Here is a 17,179-nt window from a genome sequence, read left to right on the forward strand (position 1 = left end):
CGCGCGGCCCCCGGCGCCCGAAGGCGCCGGAGGATCCGTCGCGACGGGCCGGGGCTCAGCGTTCGATCGCGCCCAGCAAGTTCGCGTGGTCGTCGGTCCAGGCGGCGCCGGCCGCATGCGGCACGGCCACCCAGCCGTCCCGCGCGGCCAGCTCGGCGATGGAGGCGGCGTTGCGCGACATCACCGCGACCTGGCTGCCATTCGCGCCGGCCACGTCGATGCCCGGCTCGACCGTCGCCTCGCGGTAGGCGACCTGCAGCCCCGCGTCCCGCGCCAGCCGGCTGAGCGGCGGCAGCAGGTCGTAATAGCGGTTCGAGATGTGGAAGACGAGCCGGCCCTCGGGGGCGAGACGGTCGAGATAGATCGCCATTGCCTCGGCCGTGAGCAGGTGCACGGGCACCGAGTCCGAGCTGTAGGCGTCGAGGACGAGCACGTCGAATTGCATCGCCTGACGCTCCAGCACCAGCCGGGCGTCGCCCAGGTGGATCGGCGCGTCGGGGGCGCAGTCGGGCATGAAGGTGAAGAGGTCGCGATCGGTGGCGATGCGGATGACCTCGGCGTCGATCTCGTAGAAATCCCAGCTCTGGCCGGGCTCCGCGTAGCAGGCCAGCGCGCCGATCCCGAGGCCCACCACACCGATGCGCGCATCTGCGGGCAGGCCGGGGTCGGTCACCATCTGCGCCATCGGGCTGCGCGGGTGGTAGTAGGAGCGCGGGATCAGGCGGCCTTCGTCGCCCGTCCATTGCATGCCGTGGATCGTGGTGCCGTTGGTGTAGAGCCGCAGGCCGTTCGCGTCGCGCACCACATGGGCGCCGAAGAAGCTGCGATCCTGCAGGATCGGGGCCGATCCGTTGCCGATGATCGCGGTGCCGACGGCGAGGGCGGTGACGGCCACCGGGATCGAGAGCGGCATCCGCCGCCCGAACCAGAGCCCCAGCAGGACCACTGCGGCGAGGATGAAATCCATCGCGCGATCGGCCTGCACACCATCTGGCCGGTTGGTCGCGAGCGCGAGCGCCAGGGCGGCGATCGTGATGCCCCAGGTGGCGGCGCGCGGCGCGCGGATGATCGGGCCGCCCAGCACCAGCAGGGAGACCGCGATCACGGTCAGCGGGATCTCGAGCAGCGTGTCGAAGAGCGCGGGCGCAAGCAGCGAGTTGAATAGCCCGCCCAGCGCGCCGCCCACTGACATGACGACGTAGAAGACCGTCAGCCGCGCCGCCTCGGGCCGCGCCTTGTAGAGCGCGCGATGCGCCTTCATCGCGATGAAGAACAGCGCCAGGCAGAGCAGCACCGCGCCCAGCGGCGAGAAGCTCTTGACCATCAGGCGGTTGGACAGGAAGGCGAGGATCGCGAGGCCGACGATGAACAGGCTGTCGATCGCCCGGTCCGAGATCAGCGGCCGGTTGGTGAAGGTCAGCACGAAGGTGAGGATGTAGAGCGAGAGCGGCACCGCCCAGACCAGCGGGATCGAGCCCAGGTCGATGCTGATCTTGGTCGTCACCACCAGCATGGTCGAGGAGGGCACGAAGGCCAGCCCCAGCCAAAGCGCCACGCGCTTGAGATCGATGGGCGCGGCTGGGGCCGCCGCCTCGGCCGTCGCGGCGCGCGCCGGCGCAGTGCGACGGACCAGGAGGCCCGAGGCCAGCACCATGCCGCCCAGAAGGACGAAGCCCGCCGACCAGACGAGACCGGTGGCCGAGCCGCCGAGGAAGGGCTCGGCGAGGAGCGGGAAGGCCAGGAGCGAGATCAGCGATCCGGCATTCGAGGCGGCATAGAGGAAATAGGGGTCGTCGGCCGATGGCCCGTCGCTGCGCGCGTACCAGGCCTGGATCAGCGGCGCGTTGGCCGAGAGCATCGCGAAGGGCACCCCCACCCCCGCCGCGAAGAGCATCAGGGTCTGCCAGGGCAGCGAGCCGCCCGGCTCGGGCGTCCAGCCCGCGGGGACCGAGAGCGGCAGAAAGATCAACGCCGCGCCCCAGATGCACAGATGGATGGCGAGCTGGCCGCGTTGCGGCACGTAGCGCACCAGGAGGTGGGCATAGAGATAGCCGCCGATCAGCACCGTCTGGAAGAACAGCATGGCCGTGGTCCAGACGGCCGGCGCGCCGCCCAGGAGCGGCAGGACCAGCTTCGCGAAGAGCGGCTGGACGAGGAACAGGAGGCTCGCGCTGAGGAAGATCGTCAGCGTGAAGATCGCCGCCGCCGGCAGGCGCCGGGATTTCGGCGCGGCGATCGGGGCGGCGGAGCTGGCGTCGGTCATCGGGGGCGGCCTCACGAGAAACGGGTTTGTGTCATCGTTCCCGTTGGCAGGACAATCCGACCCGATTGTGGCGCATATGCGGAATCTCGGGGATCGATGGCCGCGATGCGGCGGGGTTCGATGCCTCTTGCGAGGGGGTGCGGCCTGCGCTATCCGGGCGCCCGTCGGGTGATTAGCTCAGTGGTAGAGCGCTTCGTTCACATCGAAGATGTCGGGGGTTCAAATCCCTCATCACCCACCATTCCCTTCCCGACCGCGCGGATGCGATGCCCGAGTATTTCATCCTGCGCCACGGCCAGACCGAGTGGAACCTGGAGCGTCGCCTCCAGGGCACGCTGGACTCGCGCCTGACGCCGCTTGGCCGCGTGCAGGCGGCGCGGCAGGGGGCGATCCTGCGCGCCCATGGCATCGCCGCTCCCGTCTTCGTCAGCCCCCGCGGCCGGGCGCGGGCGACGGCGGCGCTGGCAGGGCTCTCGGGGCGGATCGAGCCGCGGCTGGCCGAGATCGGGCTGGGCGATTGGCAGGGCCTGCTGATGGCCGAGCTGCCCGCGGGATCCGGCGTCGACTGGAAATTCGCGGCCCCGGGCGGCGAGAGCCGGGCGGCGCTTGAAGCCCGGGTCGCGTCGCTGCTGGAGGACCTGCCGGCGCGCGCGATCCTGGTCACCCACGGCGTGCTTGGCATGGCGCTGCGCGCGCGGCTTCTGGGGGGCGCCGACTGGGACGCGCTGGCCGAGCCGCAGGGCGTCGTCATCCACACCCGCGACGGGGTCGAGCGCATCCTGCGCTGAGGCCGCGCGCTTGCGACGCCGGCCGGCTTGGGCTAGGCCGCGCTCGGGTTCCGGGTGGTTAGCTCAGTTGGTAGAGCGTCTCGTTTACACCGAGGATGTCGGGGGTTCGAGCCCCTCACCACCCACCACGACCCCCGCCGCGGACGCCTGCCGCCGGGGCGGCCAGGCCCCCGTTTCGAGGCTCAGCCCTTCGCAAGCTAGAGCGCGACCGGCGCCCTTCAGGCGCGCAGGGCCGGAAGGCCGATGCCCGCCGCCTCGAACCCGCCATCGACAGCCAGCCGCTGGCCGGTCACGAAGCTGGCCTTGTCCGAGCAGAGCCAGAGGATCGCCTCCGCGATCTCCCGCTCCTGACCGTAGCGGCAGAGCGGGATGGCGTCGTGATAGGCGTCGATGATCTCCTGGGTGTGCACGGCCATAGCCAGCTTGGTGCGCACCGGGCCGGGGCAGACGCAATTCACGCGGATGCCGTATTCGCCCAGCTCGACGGCCTGCTGCTGGGTCAGATGGGCGACCCCGGCCTTGGAGGTGCCGTAGGCCACGCGCAGCGTCGAGGCCCGCAGCGCGCTGATCGAGGCGATGTTCACGATGGCGCCGCGTGTGGCCTTCAGCGCGGGCAGGAAGGCCTGGCTCATCAGGAAGGTGCCGTCGAGATTGACGGCCATGACCGCGCGCCAGCGCTCGAAATCATGCGCGTCGAGCGGTCCGAAATCGGCGATGCCCGCATTGTTGACCAGCGCGTCGACCCGGCCCAGCGCGGCCTCGACCGTGCCGACCAGTCGGGCCACGGCGTCGGGATCGGCGATGTCGCAGGGCAAGGCATGGGCGCGCTCGTCGCCCAGCGCCGCAGCGGCGCGGGCCAGCTCCTCTTCGTCGATATCGACCAGCGCCACCTGGCGGCCCTCGGCCAGGAACAGTTTCGCCGTCGCCAGCCCGATGCCGCGGGCCGCGCCCGTCACGATCGCCGTCTTCTCCACCCTGTCCTCCCTCGCATCCCCGCCCGGTCTGGCGGCAGCGGTCGGTCCGCGCAAGTCCCGTGCGCCGATGCGGGGATGCGCGGCGCGGGCGATGGGCCTAGCATCGGTGCCGGAAAGGAGACGCCATGAGCTGGAACCCCGCGCTGGACCCGCATTGCCCCATGGGCGACGAGGTCGACGCCATCGAGACCGTCATCGTGCCCCGCGCCCGCGACCTGGGCGGCTTCGAGGTGCGCCGCGCGCTGCCCGCACCCGCGCGCCGGATGGTCGGCCCCTTCATCTTCTTCGACCAGATGGGACCGGCGGAATTCCTGCCGTCGCGTGGTATGGACGTGCGGCCGCATCCCCATATCGGGCTGGCCACAATCTCCTATCTGTTCCGCGGCCGGATGCATCATCGCGACAGCCTGGGCACGGATGCCTGGATCGAGCCCGGGGCCGTAAACTGGATGGTCGCGGGGCATGGCATCACCCATTCCGAGCGCACCGACGACGCGACGCAGACCGACCCGATGCCCTTCTTCGGGATCCAGACATGGGTGGCGCTGCCCAAGGATCACGAGGATCGCGCGCCGGCCTTCGAACATGCGCCGGCCGATGCGCTGCCGATGCTCGACGGCGAGGGCAAGGCGGTGCGGTTGATCCTGGGCGAGGCCTGGGGCGCGCGGGCGCCGGTGGAGACGGCCTCCGCGATGTTCTACGCCGATGCCGTGCTGCAGCCGCACGCGGCGATCCCGCTGCCCGACAATCACGAGGACCGGGGCGTCTATGTCGTCGAGGGCGAGGTCGCCATCGCCGGCGAGACCTTCGAGGCCGGGCGGATGATGGTCTTCCGCCCCGGCGACCGGCTGTCGCTGAAGGCGGGGGCGGCGGGGGCGCGGGTGATGCTGCTCGGCGGCGACACCCTGGAGGGGCCGCGCTTCATCTGGTGGAATTTCGTCGCCTCCTCGCAGGACCGGATCGACGCCGCGAAGGAGGCCTGGCGCGCGGGCGACTGGCGGCATGGCCGGTTCCAGCTCCCGCCCGGCGACGATGCGGAGCATATCCCGCTGCCGGACCGGTAAGGCGCCGCGCGGGGCCGGCCGGGCGGCCTGCGACAATCCCGTCCGGGGCCGCTTGACGCGCCCGGATCGCGGCCTTACACCCCCGCTCACGCCGGGAACGGCGGGCAAGCTGCGCGGTTGTAGCTCAGTTGGTTAGAGTACCGGCCTGTCACGCCGGGGGTCGCGGGTTCGAGCCCCGTCAACCGCGCCACTCGCTTGCCCAAACCTCCCGTCCGATGCGCGGTTGTAGCTCAGTTGGTTAGAGTACCGGCCTGTCACGCCGGGGGTCGCGGGTTCGAGCCCCGTCAACCGCGCCACTCGCTTGCCCAAACCTCCCGTCCGATGCGCGGTTGTAGCTCAGTTGGTTAGAGTACCGGCCTGTCACGCCGGGGGTCGCGGGTTCGAGCCCCGTCAACCGCGCCACTAATTTCCATCCTTGCACGAACGCCCTCCGGGCTCGCCGACCGCGGCTGGCGCTGCCGGAGCGCCGGACCACCGGGCAGGGTGCCTGTTTCAGTGCGCTCAGCCGCGGCCCCTCGCGTTCAAGCGCGGCAGCATCGCGCTGAAATCCCGACCCCTGCCGTCCTCATGCTCCACGAAGGCGGCGTATTCGCGCGTCGCCGCGGCGCCCATCGGCGTGGGGCAGTCGACCGCCTCCGCCGCCTGCTGGCTCAGCCGCAGGTCCTTGAGCATCAGATCGGCCGCGAAGCCGGGTGTGTAGTCGTTGTCGGCGGGCGATTTCGGACCCACGCCCGGCGCGGGACAATAGGTGTTCATCGACCAGCTGGACCCCGACGAGGTCGAGACGACGTCGAACATCGCCTGCCGATCGAGCCCCAGCTTGTCGGCCAGCGCGAAGGCCTCGCAGGTGGCGACCATCGTCGCGCCGAGGATCATGTTGTTGCAGATCTTCGCCGCCTGCCCGTTGCCCGCCGGCCCGCAATGCACGGTGCGCCCGCCCATCACGTCGAGCAGCGGCGCGGCCGCCGCCAGCGCCGCCGCCGTGCCGCCCACCATGAAGGTCAGCGTCCCCGCATCCGCGCCGCCGATCCCGCCCGAGACCGGCGCGTCGAGCGCGCCCAGACCGCGGGCCTCGGCCATCGCGGCAACGGCGCGGGCGGAGGCCACGTCGACGGTCGAGCAATCGAGAAGCGTCGCGCCCTCCGCCATCGCCGGGATCACCTCCTCGGCGACGGCGCGCAGGATCTCGCCATTGGGCAGCATGGTGACGACCACCTCCGCCCCGTCCACCGCCGCGGCGGCGCTGTCGGCCGGGGTCACGCCCTCGGGCGCGGGGGCGGCGGTGTCGTAGCCGGTGACCGCGTGGCCCGCGCGGGCGAGGTTGCGGGCCATGGGCGCGCCCATGTTGCCCAATCCGATGAATGCGACCTTCATGGCGTCTCCTCCAGTTGCAGGGCGTCGGGCCCCAGCGGCATCAGCATGCGCGACACGTCGAGCGGTGGCACGGCGTCGGGGCCGGAATGCCGCCAGCGCGGGCTGCGGTCCTTGTCGATGATCTGCGCGCGGATGCCCTCGACGAAATCGGCATGTTCCAGCGCGCGGAAGGTAAAGCGGTATTCGAGGCCCAGCGCCTGCTCGATCGTGGGATCGTCGCCCAGCCGGTGCAGCATCTCGACGGCGCAGGCCATCGAGAGGGGCGAATTGCGTGCGAGCGCGGCGCGTGCCTCTTCGGCCAGCGCGCCTTCGGCGCCCTGCAGCGCGCGCCAGATATCGCCCAGCGTGTCGCCCGCGAAGAGCGTGTCGATCTGGGTCCGCGCGGCGGCCAAGGGGGCCTCCGGCGGCGCGGAGGCCGCCGCATCCACCGCCGCGGGCGCGCCCGTCTCGATCAGCCGGGCCTTCAGCGCGTCCCAGCCCTCGGGCACGAAATAGTCGGCGAAGCCCGCATGGATCGCGTCGCCCGGGCCCATCCGCGCGCCTGTCGCCGCGAGATACTCGCCTAGCCGCCCCGGCGCGCGGGCCAGGATCAGCGAGCCGCCCACGTCGGGCACCAGCCCGATGCCGCATTCCGGCATGGCGATGCGCGAGATCGCGTCCACGATCCGGTGCGACCCGTGGCAGCCCACGCCCACGCCGCCGCCCATGGTGAAGCCGTGCAGGAAGGTCACCACGGGCTTCGGGAAATGGAAGAGCTTGGCGTTCATCCGGTATTCGTCCGCCCAGAAGCGCCGGCCGTAATCGTAGCGCCCCTCGGTCCCGGCGCGGTGCATCTGGGCGATGTCGCCGCCGGCGCAGAAGGCGCGGCCCGGCGCGCCATCGATCAGCACCAGCGCGACCGCCGCGTCGTCGCGCCAGGCGTCCAGCGCGGCCTCGATGGCGAGGCACATCTCCCAGCTCAGCGCGTTCAGCACGTCGGGCCGGTTCAGCGTGATGCGGCCCGCACGGCCCTCGATGCGGATGTCGATCTCGGAACTCATGGCCCAGCCTCATCATGGGTCCGGAAATACTTCGGGGGGCCCGGGGGGCGGCGCCCCCCGGCGGGTCGGCGCGGCGAAGACGCGCCGAGACGGCTCACGCCGCCAGCATCTGCCGCGCCACGATCAGGCGCATGATCTCGTTGGTGCCCTCGAGGATCTGGTGCACCCGCAGGTCGCGCACCAGCTTCTCGATCCCGTAATCGCCGAGATAGCCGTAGCCGCCATGCAGCTGCAGGCAGCCGTCGACGACCTCGGACCCGGCCTCGGTGACGAATTTCTTGGCCATGGCGCAGAACTTGGTCGCGTCCGGCGCGCCCTTGTCGAGCTTCCACGCCGCCTGGCGCAGGAAGGTGCGCGCGGCCTGCAGCTCGATCTCCATCTCGGCGAGGCGGAACTGGGTGTTCTGGAACTCGGCGAGGCTCTGGCCGAAGGCCTTGCGTTCGCGCACGTAATCGACCGTCTGGTCCAGCGCCTGTTGCGCGGCGCCCAAGGAGCAGGCCGCGATGTTGAGGCGGCCGCCGTCGAGCCCGGCCATGGCGTAGCGGAAGCCGTGGCCGTCTTCGCCCAGGAGGTTGCCCAGCGGCGTGGGGCAGTCGTCGAACTGGACCTGCCGGGTGGGCTGCGCCCGCCAGCCCATCTTGTCCTCGAGCCCGCCGAAGGACAGGCCCTCCGCGCCGTCCTCGACCACGAAGGCGCTGATGCCCTTGGGACCCGCGTCGCCCGAGCGGGCCATGACGATATAGGCGTCCGAATAGCCGCCGCCCGAGATGAAGGCCTTGGTGCCGGTCAGCCGCCAGGCGTCGTTGGTCTTGACCGCCCGGGTCTTCAGCGCCGCCGCGTCGGAGCCCGAGCCGGGCTCGGTCAGGCAATAGGAGAAGAAGGTCTCGCAGGTCAGCGCCTTGGGCAGGTATTTCGCCTTCAGCTCCTCCGAGCCGAAGCCGTCGATCATCTTGGCGCACATGTTGTGGATCGACAGGAAGGCGGCGGTCGAGGGGCAGGCCTGGCTCAGCGCCTCGAAGACCAGGGTGGCGTCGAGGCGGCTGAGCCCCGCGCCGCCCGACGCCTCGGAGACGTAGAGCCCGCCGAAGCCCAGCTCGGCCAGCTTGGGCCAGAGCGCCTTGGGGATGTCGCCTGCCGCTTCCCAGTCGCGGGCATGGGGCGCGATTTCGGACCGGCCGACATCGCGGGCCATGTCGAAGATGGCCTGGCTTTCCTCGGAAAGTGCGAAATCCATCACCCGGTCCCTCCCGTGACCTGATTTGAACACCCGTTCAATTAGCGCCGCGGGGGCGGCCCTGTCAAAGGCGGATGCGGCCGCGGCGGCGCGGCGCCGCAGCGCTAGAGATCGGCGCCGAAGGTCTCGACCAGATGGGCCACGACTGCGCGGCCGGCATCGGTCTTGTCCGCGCCGTCCGCGCGCGCGGCCTCGAAGATCTCGCGCTGGCGGTCGGCGGCGTTGCCGCCGCGGGCGATGTCGCGGGCGCGGGCCACCTCGGCGGTGCAGCCCAGCGCCTCGGCATCCTCGGCGATTAGCTCCAGCCATTCCTCGACGAGATCGGGCAGTGGGACGATCTGCCGGCGGCCGAAATCGATCAGCCCGCCGCGCACGCCGTGGCGCATCGCGCGCCAGCGGTTCTCGTCGATCAGGAACCGGTCGTAGACGCGCCAGCGCTGGTTCGCCTGCCGCAGCCGCCAGAGCCGCCGCATCGTCGCCTGCACCAGCGCGGCCAGCGTCAGCGTGGTCTCGAGCCGCGGAGAGACGTCGCAGATCCGCGTCTCGACGGTCGGGAAATTGTCCGAGGGGCGCAGGTCCCACCAGATCTTCGTGCCGTCCTCGATCACGCCCAGCTCGACCAGCGTCTCGACCGAGCGGCGCCAATCCGACCAGTTGGACAGCGTCGGCGGCAGCCCGGTGCGGGGCATGTTGTCGAAGACCGTCAGGCGGTAGCTGTCGAGCCCGGTCTCGTCGCCCTGCCAGAAGGGCGAGGAGGCCGAGAGCGCCAGCAGGTGGGGCAGGAAATAGGCGAATTGCGCCATCAGGTCGATGCGGGTCTCCTCGTCGACGATGCCGACATGGACATGCATGCCGCAGATCAGCATCCGCTCGGCCACGGCCTGCAGGTCGCGGGCGAGTTCGCGGTAGCGGTCCTTCGGGGTGAAATGCTGGTCGCGCCAGTCCGAGAACGGGTGGCAGGAGGCGGCGATGGGGGCGAGCCCGTGCTGGCCCGCCAGCTCGGCCACCGTGGCGCGCAGGCGTTTGAGATCGTCGCGCGCCTCGCCCACATTCGCGCAGACGCCGGTGCCGACCTCGATCTGGCATTGCAGGAATTCGGGGCTGACTTGGCTGCCCAGCCGGTCGGACGCCGCCTCCATCAGCGCGTCGGGCGCCTCGACCAGCGCGCCGGTTTCGGGGTCGACGAGGAGGTATTCCTCCTCGATCCCGATGGTGAAGTCAGGCTCGGACATCGCGCTCCCCCTCTTGGAGGGAGCAGGATGGCCATTCACGCGGCGGCGGCAAGCGTCAATTCCGCCGCGCACCGTGGGTTAGATCACGCGGACCTGCGTGCCGATGGGCGTCAGCGCGAAGAGCTCGGCGATCTTCTCGTTGTAAAGGCCGATGCAGCCCGAGGAGGACCGGCGACCGATCTTGCGCGTGTCATGCGTGCCGTGGATCAGGTAGGCGGGCCAGCTGAGATACATGGCATGCGTGCCCAGCGGGTTGCCGGGTCCGGCCTCCATGAAATCGGGCAGCGTGGGGTCGCGCTCGCGCATGGCGGCGGTGGGGGTCCAAGTCGGGCCGACCTTCTTGCGCACGATCTCTGTATAGCCGCGACGGGTCAGCTCGTCCGACATCGGCACGGAGGTCGGGTAGAGACGGTAATCCGAGCCGTCGCCCGACCAGAAATGCAGCGCGCGGCTGTTGGTGTCGCAGATGATGGTGGCCTTCCCCAGCCCGTCGAAATGCTCGCGCCAGTCGATCATCTCGAAGCTGGAGGTGTTGCGGCGGGCGATGTCCTGCCCGATCGGCGCGAATTGCGCGAGGGCCGGACGGGCGAGCGCGGGGGCGGCGAGCGCCGCGGCGGCGCCCAGCATGAGGTTTCGGCGTGTGCTGTGGGTCATCGGTTACTGCTCCGAAATTTTCGCTCTGCTAGCAGCGACGCGCCCGTCGTGGAAGGGCCGCGCCGTTCACATCTTCGCGGGCGGGGACGTCGGCGCCGCCCCGCCGACGGGCCGCGCCTCCGCCGCCCGCCTTAGTCGTTCCGCTTGGGCCGGCATCGCGCCCGTTCCGCGCCGGGAGTGACTGGCCGGAGCCCCGACGCGCCGTCGGGGGGCCGGATCAACTCGAGGACAGGCTGCCGGTCATGCGCGGGTGGAACTTGCAGAAATACGCGGCATCCCCGCGGAAATCGACGGTCACCAAGGCGGATTGCCCCGCCTGAAGCGCGCCGGTGTCGAAGAGGCCCGCCTGCGTCGAGGTCGCGCTGTGCAGCGCGCCGTCGCGATTGGTGAAGGTCACCGTGTCGCCGGGGGCGACGGCCAGCGTGGCGGGGGTGAAGCGAAAATTCCGGATCGTGACTTCATGGCTGGCGGCCCGGGCCCGGGTCGCCATCGTCGCGGCCAGCGGCAGAGCGGCGGCGGCGGTCAAAACGTTGCGGCGGGTGAGTGTCATGGGAGGGATCCTTTCCGGTTGCCCGGCGTCATCCTCCTCTTCCCGCCGCGACCGATCAACCGCCGCCACGCGATCGTGACCTACTCCATCACGGGGATCGAGAACTCGCCGCCTTCCTTGATGCCCGAGGGCCAGCGCGCGGTGACCGTCTTGGTGCGGGTGTAGAAGCGGAAGGCATCGGGGCCATGCTGGTTGAGATCGCCGAACATGGATTTCTTCCAGCCGCCGAAGGTGTGGTAGGCCAGCGGCACCGGGATCGGCACGTTGACGCCCACCATGCCCACGTTCACGCGCTTGGCGAAGTCGCGCGCGGCGTCTCCGTCGCGGGTGAAGATCGCGGTGCCGTTGCCGTATTCGTGGTCCATGGCGAGGCCCAGCGCCTCCTCGTAGGTCTGCGCGCGCACGCAGGAGAGTACGGGGCCGAAGATCTCCTTCTGGTAGATCTCCATGTCCTTCGTCACGCGGTCGAACAGATGCGCGCCCACGAAGAAGCCGTCCTCGTAACCCTGCATCTTGAAGTCGCGCCCGTTGACGACGAGCTCGGCGCCCGCGTCGATGCCGGACTGGATCAGGCGGTGGATGTTCTCCTTCGCCGCGGCCGTCACCACGGGGCCGAAATCGACGTCGTTGCCGGCGGTGTAAGGGCCGACCTTCAGCGCCTCGACGCGCGGGACCAGCTTCTCGATCAGGCGGTCGGCGGTCTCCTCGCCCACGGGCACGGCGACCGAGATCGCCATGCAGCGCTCGCCCGCCGCACCGTAGCCCGCGCCGACCAGCGCGTCGGCGGCCTGGTCCATGTCGGCATCGGGCATGATGATCATGTGGTTCTTCGCGCCGCCGAAGCATTGCGCGCGCTTGCCGTTCGCGGAGGCGCGCTCGTAGATATAGGCGGCGATTGGGGTGGAGCCGACGAAGCCCACCGACTGGATGACCGGGTGGTCGAGGATCGCGTCCACCGCTTCCTTGTCGCCGTTCACGACCTGCAGGATGCCCTTGGGCAGGCCCGCCTCCTCCATCAGCGCGGCCAGCATCAGCGGCACCGACGGGTCGCGCTCGGAGGGCTTCAGGATGAAGGCGTTGCCGCAGGCGATGGCGGGCGCGAACATCCACATCGGGATCATGGCGGGGAAGTTGAAGGGCGTTATGCCCGCGGTGACGCCCAGCGGCTGGCGCATGGAATACATGTCGATGCCGGGGCCCGCGCTGTCGGTGAACTCGCCCTTCAGATGATGCGGCGCGCCGATGCAGAACTCGACGACTTCGAGGCCCCGCTGCACGTCGCCGGCGGCATCGGGCAGGGTCTTGCCGTGCTCGCGCGACAGCGCCTCGGCCAGCTTGTCCATGTCGCGGTTCAGCAGGTCGACGAATTTCATCAGCACGCGAGCGCGGCGCTGCGGGTTGGTCGCGGCCCAGGCGGGCTGGGCCGCCTCGGCGATGGCGACCGCGCGGTCGAGCTCGTCCTTAGAGGCAAGCGCGACCTGCGCCTGCACCTCGCCAGTGGCGGGGTTGAAGACATCCGCGCGGCGGCCCGCGCCCGCGGCCTCCGCGCCGTCGATCCAATGTCCGATCTGTTGCATGGCATCCTCCCAGAAAGCATCCGCCGCGGAGGTTACGCGCTGGATGGCGGCGGAAACAGAGACGATCCCGCTGGACCGTCTTGCGGTTTTGTCGGTACGTATGGGCGTATGGACTGGGACGACCTGCGAATTTTCCTGAGCGTCGCGCGCGCGGGCAGCCTGACCGAGGCGGCGCGTGGGCTGCGGCTGGATCCCGCCACGCTGAGCCGCCGGGTGCGACGGCTGGAGGCCGCGGCGGGCGCGGCGCTCTTCGTGAAATCGCCGCAGGGCTATGCGCTGACTGGGGCGGGGCAGGGGCTGATGCCGCATGCCGAGGCGATGGAGGCAGGGGCCCGCGCGGGCCGCGCGGCGCTGTCGGGGCCCGCGAAGCTGGCCGGCCGGGTCCGGATCGGCGCGCCGGACGGCATCGGCAGCCACGTCCTGCCGCAGGTCTGCGCGGGCCTGCGCCGCGACCATCCCGACCTCGCCTTCGACATCGTCGCGTTGCCGCGGCTGCTGGACCTGTCGCGGCGCGAGGCGGATATGGCGATCACCGTCTCTGCGCCCGCGGCGGGGCGGCTGATCGTGCGGCGCATCTGCGACTACCGGCTCGGGCTCGCGGCGCATCGCGACTGGCTGGCCGCGCACGGGCCGGTGACGCGCGACAGCCTGCGGGACGCGGACCGGGTGGGATATATCCCGGACATGATCTTCGACCCCGATCTGGACCATCTGGGCGAGCTGGGGCTGGGCGCGCCGGATCTCGCCTCGAACTCAGCCAACCTGCAATGGGCGCTGATCCGTGCCGGGGCCGGGGTGGGCGTGGTCCACGACTTCATGCGCGCCGCCGACCCGGCCGTGGTCCCGGTGCTGCCCGAGGCGGGGCTCAGCCGGGCCTTCCACCTGGTGCGCCATGCCGACACGACCGGCGCGCCCTTCGATGCGGTGGCCGACCTGCTGGCCGAGCGCATCCGCGTCGAGATCGCCCGGCTGGAGGCGCGGGCAGCCGCCGCTTGACTTGACGCGGCGTCGCGCGGACGCTGGCGGGACAAGCCAGATGGAGGTGGCCCCATGTTCGTGACGCAAATCCTCGCCTCGAAGGCCAATACCGGCGTGTTGACCATCGATCCGCAGGCCACCATCGCCGATGCGGTGGCCGAGCTGGGCGCGCGCAAGATCGGTGCGCTGGTGGTGTCGAAGGACGGGCGCCGCGCCGCGGGGATCCTGTCGGAGCGCGACATCGTCCGCGAGATGGGCCGCCAGGGCGGCGCGATGATGGACCGCAAAGTCTCCGAGTTGATGACCTCGGACGTGCAGACCTGCCGCCCGGGCGACGACGCTCAGGAGATCCTGACCCGCATGACCGCCGGACGCTTCCGCCACATGCCGGTGGAGGAGGACGGGCTGCTGGTCGGGCTGATCTCGCTGGGCGACGTGGTCAAGGCGCGGCTGTCGGAGGTCTCGATGGAGAAGGACGCGCTGGAGCAGATGATCGGCGGCCATACCTGATCTGGACGCCCGCTCGCGCGGCCCCATCTTCGGCGCCATGGACCGCGCCGCGCTGGAGGACCGCTGGAAGCAGCTGACGAACCGCGACCTGCCCGAGGCGGCGGGGCCCGGCTGGCCCGTGCATCTGAACCATTGCTTCCAGCGCATCCTGCTGGATCACGCGACCGGCGGCGTCTGGTACGACGCGATCCCCAGGCGCCCCGCCTATGCCCATGCCCCCGACGACGTGCTGGCCCGCGCCGTGGCGCTGGGCGAGGCGGTGCTGGCGGGGCGGGCCGATCTGGACGCGCTGAACCGGCGGAGCCTGCGCTGGCGCGGCAAGGCCGGTTGATCCGCGGGCGGGGCCGTGCCACGCAGGACGCAACAATCTTGCGGGGGCACCCATGCGCATCGGGCTCTATCCGGGCACGTTCGATCCGATCACGAACGGCCATATCGACATCATCGAGCGGGCCTGCCGGCTGGTCGACCGACTGGTCATCGGCGTGGCGATCAACCGCGACAAGAGCCCGCTCTTCACGCTGGAGGAGCGCGTCGAGATGGTCACCGCCGAGGCGCGGCACTGGTGCAAGCGGACCGGCACCGAGATCGTCGCCCACCCGTTCGAGAACCTGCTGATCGACTGCGCCGTGGACGTGGGCGCGCAGGTGATCGTGCGCGGCCTGCGCGCGGTGGCGGATTTCGAATACGAGTTTCAGATGGTCGGCATGAACCGCAAGCTGAACGACGAGATCGAGACCGTCTTCCTGATGGCCGATACCGAGCACCAGGCCATCGCCTCGAAGCTGGTGAAGGAGATCGCGCGGCTGGGCGGCGACGTGTCGAAATTCGTCACGCCCCCGGTGCGCGACGCGCTGATGCGCAAGTTCGCGCGTTAGGCCCATCGCGCGGTCAGAGGCGGCCCATCGCGCGCAGCTTCGCGGCCAGCGCCTCGGCGCGCGTGTCCCCGGCTTCGAGCGCGTGGACCCAGGCCTGCGTCAGGAAGAAGGGCCGGGCCGGTGCGTCCGCCCGCTCGGCGGCCTGCGCGTAGAGGCCGATCAGGCGCGCGCCGTCGCCCGCCTCATGCGCCGCCAGCAGGGCGGCATCGAGGCGGGCGTCGGGGCTCGCGTCCCTCATGCGCCCAGCTTGGCCGCCACCCAATCGTGGAAGGCGTGGGTGGGGCCGTCCATGGCCGGGCTGAAGCGTCCGCCGTCGAAGCCCGGGGCCGCGCGGCCGCGCTGCATCCCCTCGACCACGAACAGATCCTCCTCGAAAACCGCACGCCATTGCGCCGCGTTCCGGTCGGCGAGCGCGACATCCGGATCGGGTGTGGCATAGTAGAAATGCACCTGCTCGCGCGTCCGGTCGGGCCCGTCGGGCATCAGGACGATCGCGAAGGCATGGTCGCGATGCGTGCCCAGCAGCACGTTGGGAAACAGGCTGAGATACTCAGCCGCCCGGTCCCATTTCGCAGGCAACCCGTCGAAATCCGGAAAGCGCGTCGCGCCGTCGGTGAGCTGGCGGTAGACCGACGTGCCCTGGCCCGAGAAGCCGTCGCCTTCGATATGGTAATGGTCCTCGAGCCGCGAATAGGCGTTCAGCCCGGGATGGATCCAGGGCAGGTGATAGCTTTCGCAGTAATTCTCGACGGCGAGCTTCCAGTTGCAGGCGACGGCCAGCTCGAAATCGCGGCCGTCATGGTGCAGCGGCTGGTCGAATTCCGCCCAGCGGGCGATGGCGGCGGCGTGGACCTCCGGGAAGGGCGGGGCGGTGCCGTCGAGATTGACGAAGACCACGTCGCGCCAGACATGGGCGGCGACCTCGATCAGGCCCAGCCCGTCGCGGTCGATCCGGGCGTCGCTGTTGCGGCCCGGCCCGCCGACATGGGGCGTGGCGACCAGGCGGCCCTCGGTCGAGTAGCACCAGGAATGGTAGGGGCAGCGGATCGCGCCCTCAATGCGGCGCGGCTCGGAGACGAGGATCATGCCGCGGTGGCGGCAGACGTTCTGGAAGACGCGGACCCGGCCCGCGCGGTCGCGCAGCAGAAGGAGCGGCGCGCCCGCGAAATCGATGGGCACGGCGTCGCCGTTCTGCGGCACCTGCGCGGCGACGCCGATCCCGGCCCAGCTTCCGTGCAGGATCGCCGCCGTCTCGGCGCGGATCGTCTGGGCGTCGGTGTAATGGGCATTGGGCAGACCGCTCGCCCGCCCGATCGGCTGGCGCACGGCGGCGAGCGCGTCGATATCCTTCATGGGCCCACTCCTCCCGTTCCGTCACCAGAAGGGTGGAAGGCCCGGCTCGGGGCTGTCTTGTCCACGAGCGACGCGCCCGCGGCGCGATCAGGCGGTGCTGCCGCGCGACAGGGCGGCGACCCCGGTGCGCGCCATCTCGACCAGGCCGATCGGGCGCATCAGATCGGCGAAGGCGTCGATCTTGCCCACGTCGCCAGTGATCTCGAAGACGAAGCTGTCGAGCGTGCTGTCGACGACGTTGGCGCGGAAGATCTCGGCCAGGCGCAGCGCCTCGATCCGCTTGTCGCCGGTCCCGTGCACCTTGAAGAGCGCCAGCTCGCGCTCGACCGCCGGGCCCTCGACGGTCAGGTCGTGGACGTCGTGGACCGGCACGATCCGGCCCAGCTGCGCCTTGATCTGCTCGATCACCTGCGGGGTGCCCGTGGTGACGATGGTGATGCGCGAGGTGTGCCCCTCGTGGTCGACCTCGGCCACGGTGAGGCTTTCGATATTGTAGCCGCGCCCCGAGAAGAGGCCGATCACGCGGGCCAGGACGCCGGCTTCGTTGTCGACGAGCACGGCGATGGTGTGCCGCTCCTGCACGTCCGAGAAGGTCGGGCGCAGGTTGTAGGCGGAATGGCTGGTGGAGCCCTTCTTGAGCTTGAGCGGCGACATCGGGTCTCTCCTTGGGGCGGCCTCGCGGTTTCTTGCCGAATTTCGCCGCGCTTGGA

At 70.7% G+C, this 17,179-nt stretch carries 18 protein-coding genes and 5 tRNA genes; 11 read left to right on the top strand and 12 right to left on the bottom strand.

From position 1 onward, the window contains the following. Positions 1-55 precede the first annotated feature (55 nt). The gene (locus P8627_RS14605; RefSeq protein ID WP_279964990.1) at positions 56-2,263 is read right to left on the bottom strand and encodes a fused MFS/spermidine synthase; all 2,208 of its coding nucleotides are present in this window, start codon (positions 2,261-2,263) and stop codon (positions 56-58) included. 166 nt (positions 2,264-2,429) lie between these two features. Here P8627_RS14605 and P8627_RS14610 point away from each other — a divergent pair. The 3 genes from P8627_RS14610 to P8627_RS14620 all read left to right on the top strand — a co-directional run bounded on the left by P8627_RS14610 (position 2,430) and on the right by P8627_RS14620 (position 3,179). Further along, positions 2,430-2,504: transfer RNA gene (locus P8627_RS14610), tRNA-Val, on the top strand. 25 nt (positions 2,505-2,529) lie between these two features. Then, on the top strand, positions 2,530-3,051 hold the full coding sequence (locus P8627_RS14615; RefSeq protein WP_279964991.1) for a histidine phosphatase family protein: 522 nt from the start codon (positions 2,530-2,532) through the stop codon (positions 3,049-3,051). 52 nt (positions 3,052-3,103) lie between these two features. After that, positions 3,104-3,179 (top strand) — tRNA-Val (locus P8627_RS14620). Between the two features lie 90 nt (positions 3,180-3,269). On the opposite strand, the gene P8627_RS14625 is transcribed toward P8627_RS14620, so the two are convergent. Beyond that, a complete protein-coding gene (locus P8627_RS14625; protein WP_279964992.1) occupies positions 3,270-4,025 on the bottom strand; it encodes an SDR family NAD(P)-dependent oxidoreductase in 756 nt (251 codons plus the stop codon). Between the two features lie 125 nt (positions 4,026-4,150). On the opposite strand from P8627_RS14625, the gene P8627_RS14630 reads away from it, so the two are divergent. The 4 genes from P8627_RS14630 (at position 4,151) to P8627_RS14645 (ending at position 5,491) form a co-directional block, all read left to right on the top strand. After that, positions 4,151-5,089, top strand: coding sequence for a pirin family protein (locus P8627_RS14630; RefSeq protein ID WP_279964993.1), 939 nt, complete (start codon positions 4,151-4,153; stop codon positions 5,087-5,089). 113 nt (positions 5,090-5,202) lie between these two features. Beyond that, a tRNA-Asp gene (locus P8627_RS14635) sits at positions 5,203-5,279 on the top strand. A 29-nt stretch (positions 5,280-5,308) separates the two neighbouring features. Continuing rightward, positions 5,309-5,385 (top strand) — tRNA-Asp (locus P8627_RS14640). A 29-nt stretch (positions 5,386-5,414) separates the two neighbouring features. Beyond that, positions 5,415-5,491, top strand: a tRNA-Asp gene (locus tag P8627_RS14645). 99 nt (positions 5,492-5,590) lie between these two features. Here the strand turns inward: P8627_RS14645 and mmsB are convergent. The 7 genes from mmsB to P8627_RS14680 all read right to left on the bottom strand — a co-directional run bounded on the left by mmsB (position 5,591) and on the right by P8627_RS14680 (position 12,750). Further along, positions 5,591-6,463, bottom strand: coding sequence for a 3-hydroxyisobutyrate dehydrogenase (gene mmsB / locus P8627_RS14650; RefSeq protein WP_279964994.1), 873 nt, complete (start codon positions 6,461-6,463; stop codon positions 5,591-5,593). Next, positions 6,460-7,503 carry an enoyl-CoA hydratase/isomerase family protein gene (locus P8627_RS14655; RefSeq protein WP_279964996.1) on the bottom strand — a complete coding sequence of 348 codons (1,044 nt, stop codon included), beginning with the start codon at positions 7,501-7,503 and terminating at the stop codon, positions 6,460-6,462. Before P8627_RS14655 ends, mmsB begins: the two co-directional genes overlap by 4 nt. 94 nt (positions 7,504-7,597) lie before the next feature. Further along, positions 7,598-8,737, bottom strand: a complete 1,140-nt coding sequence (locus P8627_RS14660) for an acyl-CoA dehydrogenase family protein (RefSeq protein ID WP_279964998.1) — start codon at positions 8,735-8,737, stop codon at positions 7,598-7,600. A 104-nt stretch (positions 8,738-8,841) separates the two neighbouring features. Then, on the bottom strand, positions 8,842-9,969 hold the full coding sequence (locus P8627_RS14665; RefSeq protein ID WP_279965000.1) for a carboxylate-amine ligase: 1,128 nt from the start codon (positions 9,967-9,969) through the stop codon (positions 8,842-8,844). Between the two features lie 78 nt (positions 9,970-10,047). Continuing rightward, positions 10,048-10,623 carry a L,D-transpeptidase gene (locus tag P8627_RS14670; protein WP_279965002.1) on the bottom strand — a complete coding sequence of 192 codons (576 nt, stop codon included), beginning with the start codon at positions 10,621-10,623 and terminating at the stop codon, positions 10,048-10,050. Between the two features lie 217 nt (positions 10,624-10,840). Then, complete coding sequence (locus P8627_RS14675; RefSeq protein WP_279965003.1) at positions 10,841-11,173, bottom strand: cupredoxin domain-containing protein; 333 nt, start codon at positions 11,171-11,173, stop codon at positions 10,841-10,843. 80 nt (positions 11,174-11,253) lie between these two features. Next, positions 11,254-12,750 (bottom strand): CoA-acylating methylmalonate-semialdehyde dehydrogenase, encoded by a 1,497-nt coding sequence (locus P8627_RS14680; RefSeq protein WP_279965004.1) that lies wholly within the window; start codon positions 12,748-12,750, stop codon positions 11,254-11,256. 108 nt (positions 12,751-12,858) lie between these two features. Between P8627_RS14680 and P8627_RS14685 the strand changes: the two genes are divergently transcribed. The 4 genes from P8627_RS14685 to coaD are packed head-to-tail and all read left to right on the top strand — an operon-like array spanning position 12,859 to position 15,116. Next, positions 12,859-13,746 carry a LysR family transcriptional regulator gene (locus tag P8627_RS14685; RefSeq protein WP_279965006.1) on the top strand — a complete coding sequence of 296 codons (888 nt, stop codon included), beginning with the start codon at positions 12,859-12,861 and terminating at the stop codon, positions 13,744-13,746. A gap of 54 nt (positions 13,747-13,800) precedes the next feature. Next, on the top strand, positions 13,801-14,238 hold the full coding sequence (locus tag P8627_RS14690; protein ID WP_279965008.1) for a CBS domain-containing protein: 438 nt from the start codon (positions 13,801-13,803) through the stop codon (positions 14,236-14,238). A 37-nt stretch (positions 14,239-14,275) separates the two neighbouring features. Next, positions 14,276-14,569 (top strand): hypothetical protein, encoded by a 294-nt coding sequence (locus P8627_RS14695; RefSeq protein WP_279965010.1) that lies wholly within the window; start codon positions 14,276-14,278, stop codon positions 14,567-14,569. Positions 14,570-14,621: 52 nt separating this feature from the next. After that, positions 14,622-15,116, top strand: coding sequence for a pantetheine-phosphate adenylyltransferase (coaD, locus tag P8627_RS14700; RefSeq protein WP_279965011.1), 495 nt, complete (start codon positions 14,622-14,624; stop codon positions 15,114-15,116). A gap of 13 nt (positions 15,117-15,129) precedes the next feature. On the opposite strand, the gene P8627_RS14705 is transcribed toward coaD, so the two are convergent. The 3 genes from P8627_RS14705 to ilvN form a co-directional block, all read right to left on the bottom strand. Next, positions 15,130-15,354: a hypothetical protein gene (locus P8627_RS14705; protein ID WP_279965012.1), complete on the bottom strand. Its 225-nt coding sequence runs from the start codon at positions 15,352-15,354 to the stop codon at positions 15,130-15,132. Continuing rightward, complete coding sequence (locus P8627_RS14710) at positions 15,351-16,469, bottom strand: aromatic ring-hydroxylating oxygenase subunit alpha (protein WP_279965013.1); 1,119 nt, start codon at positions 16,467-16,469, stop codon at positions 15,351-15,353. The genes P8627_RS14705 and P8627_RS14710 overlap by 4 nt, the downstream gene beginning before the upstream one ends. Positions 16,470-16,556: 87 nt before the next feature. Then, positions 16,557-17,123, bottom strand: a complete 567-nt coding sequence (gene ilvN / locus P8627_RS14715) for an acetolactate synthase small subunit (RefSeq protein ID WP_279965014.1) — start codon at positions 17,121-17,123, stop codon at positions 16,557-16,559. Between the last annotated feature and the right edge of the window lie 56 nt (positions 17,124-17,179).

The organism is Jannaschia sp. GRR-S6-38 (genome assembly GCF_029853695.1).
GTDB lineage: Bacteria > Pseudomonadota > Alphaproteobacteria > Rhodobacterales > Rhodobacteraceae > Jannaschia > Jannaschia ovalis.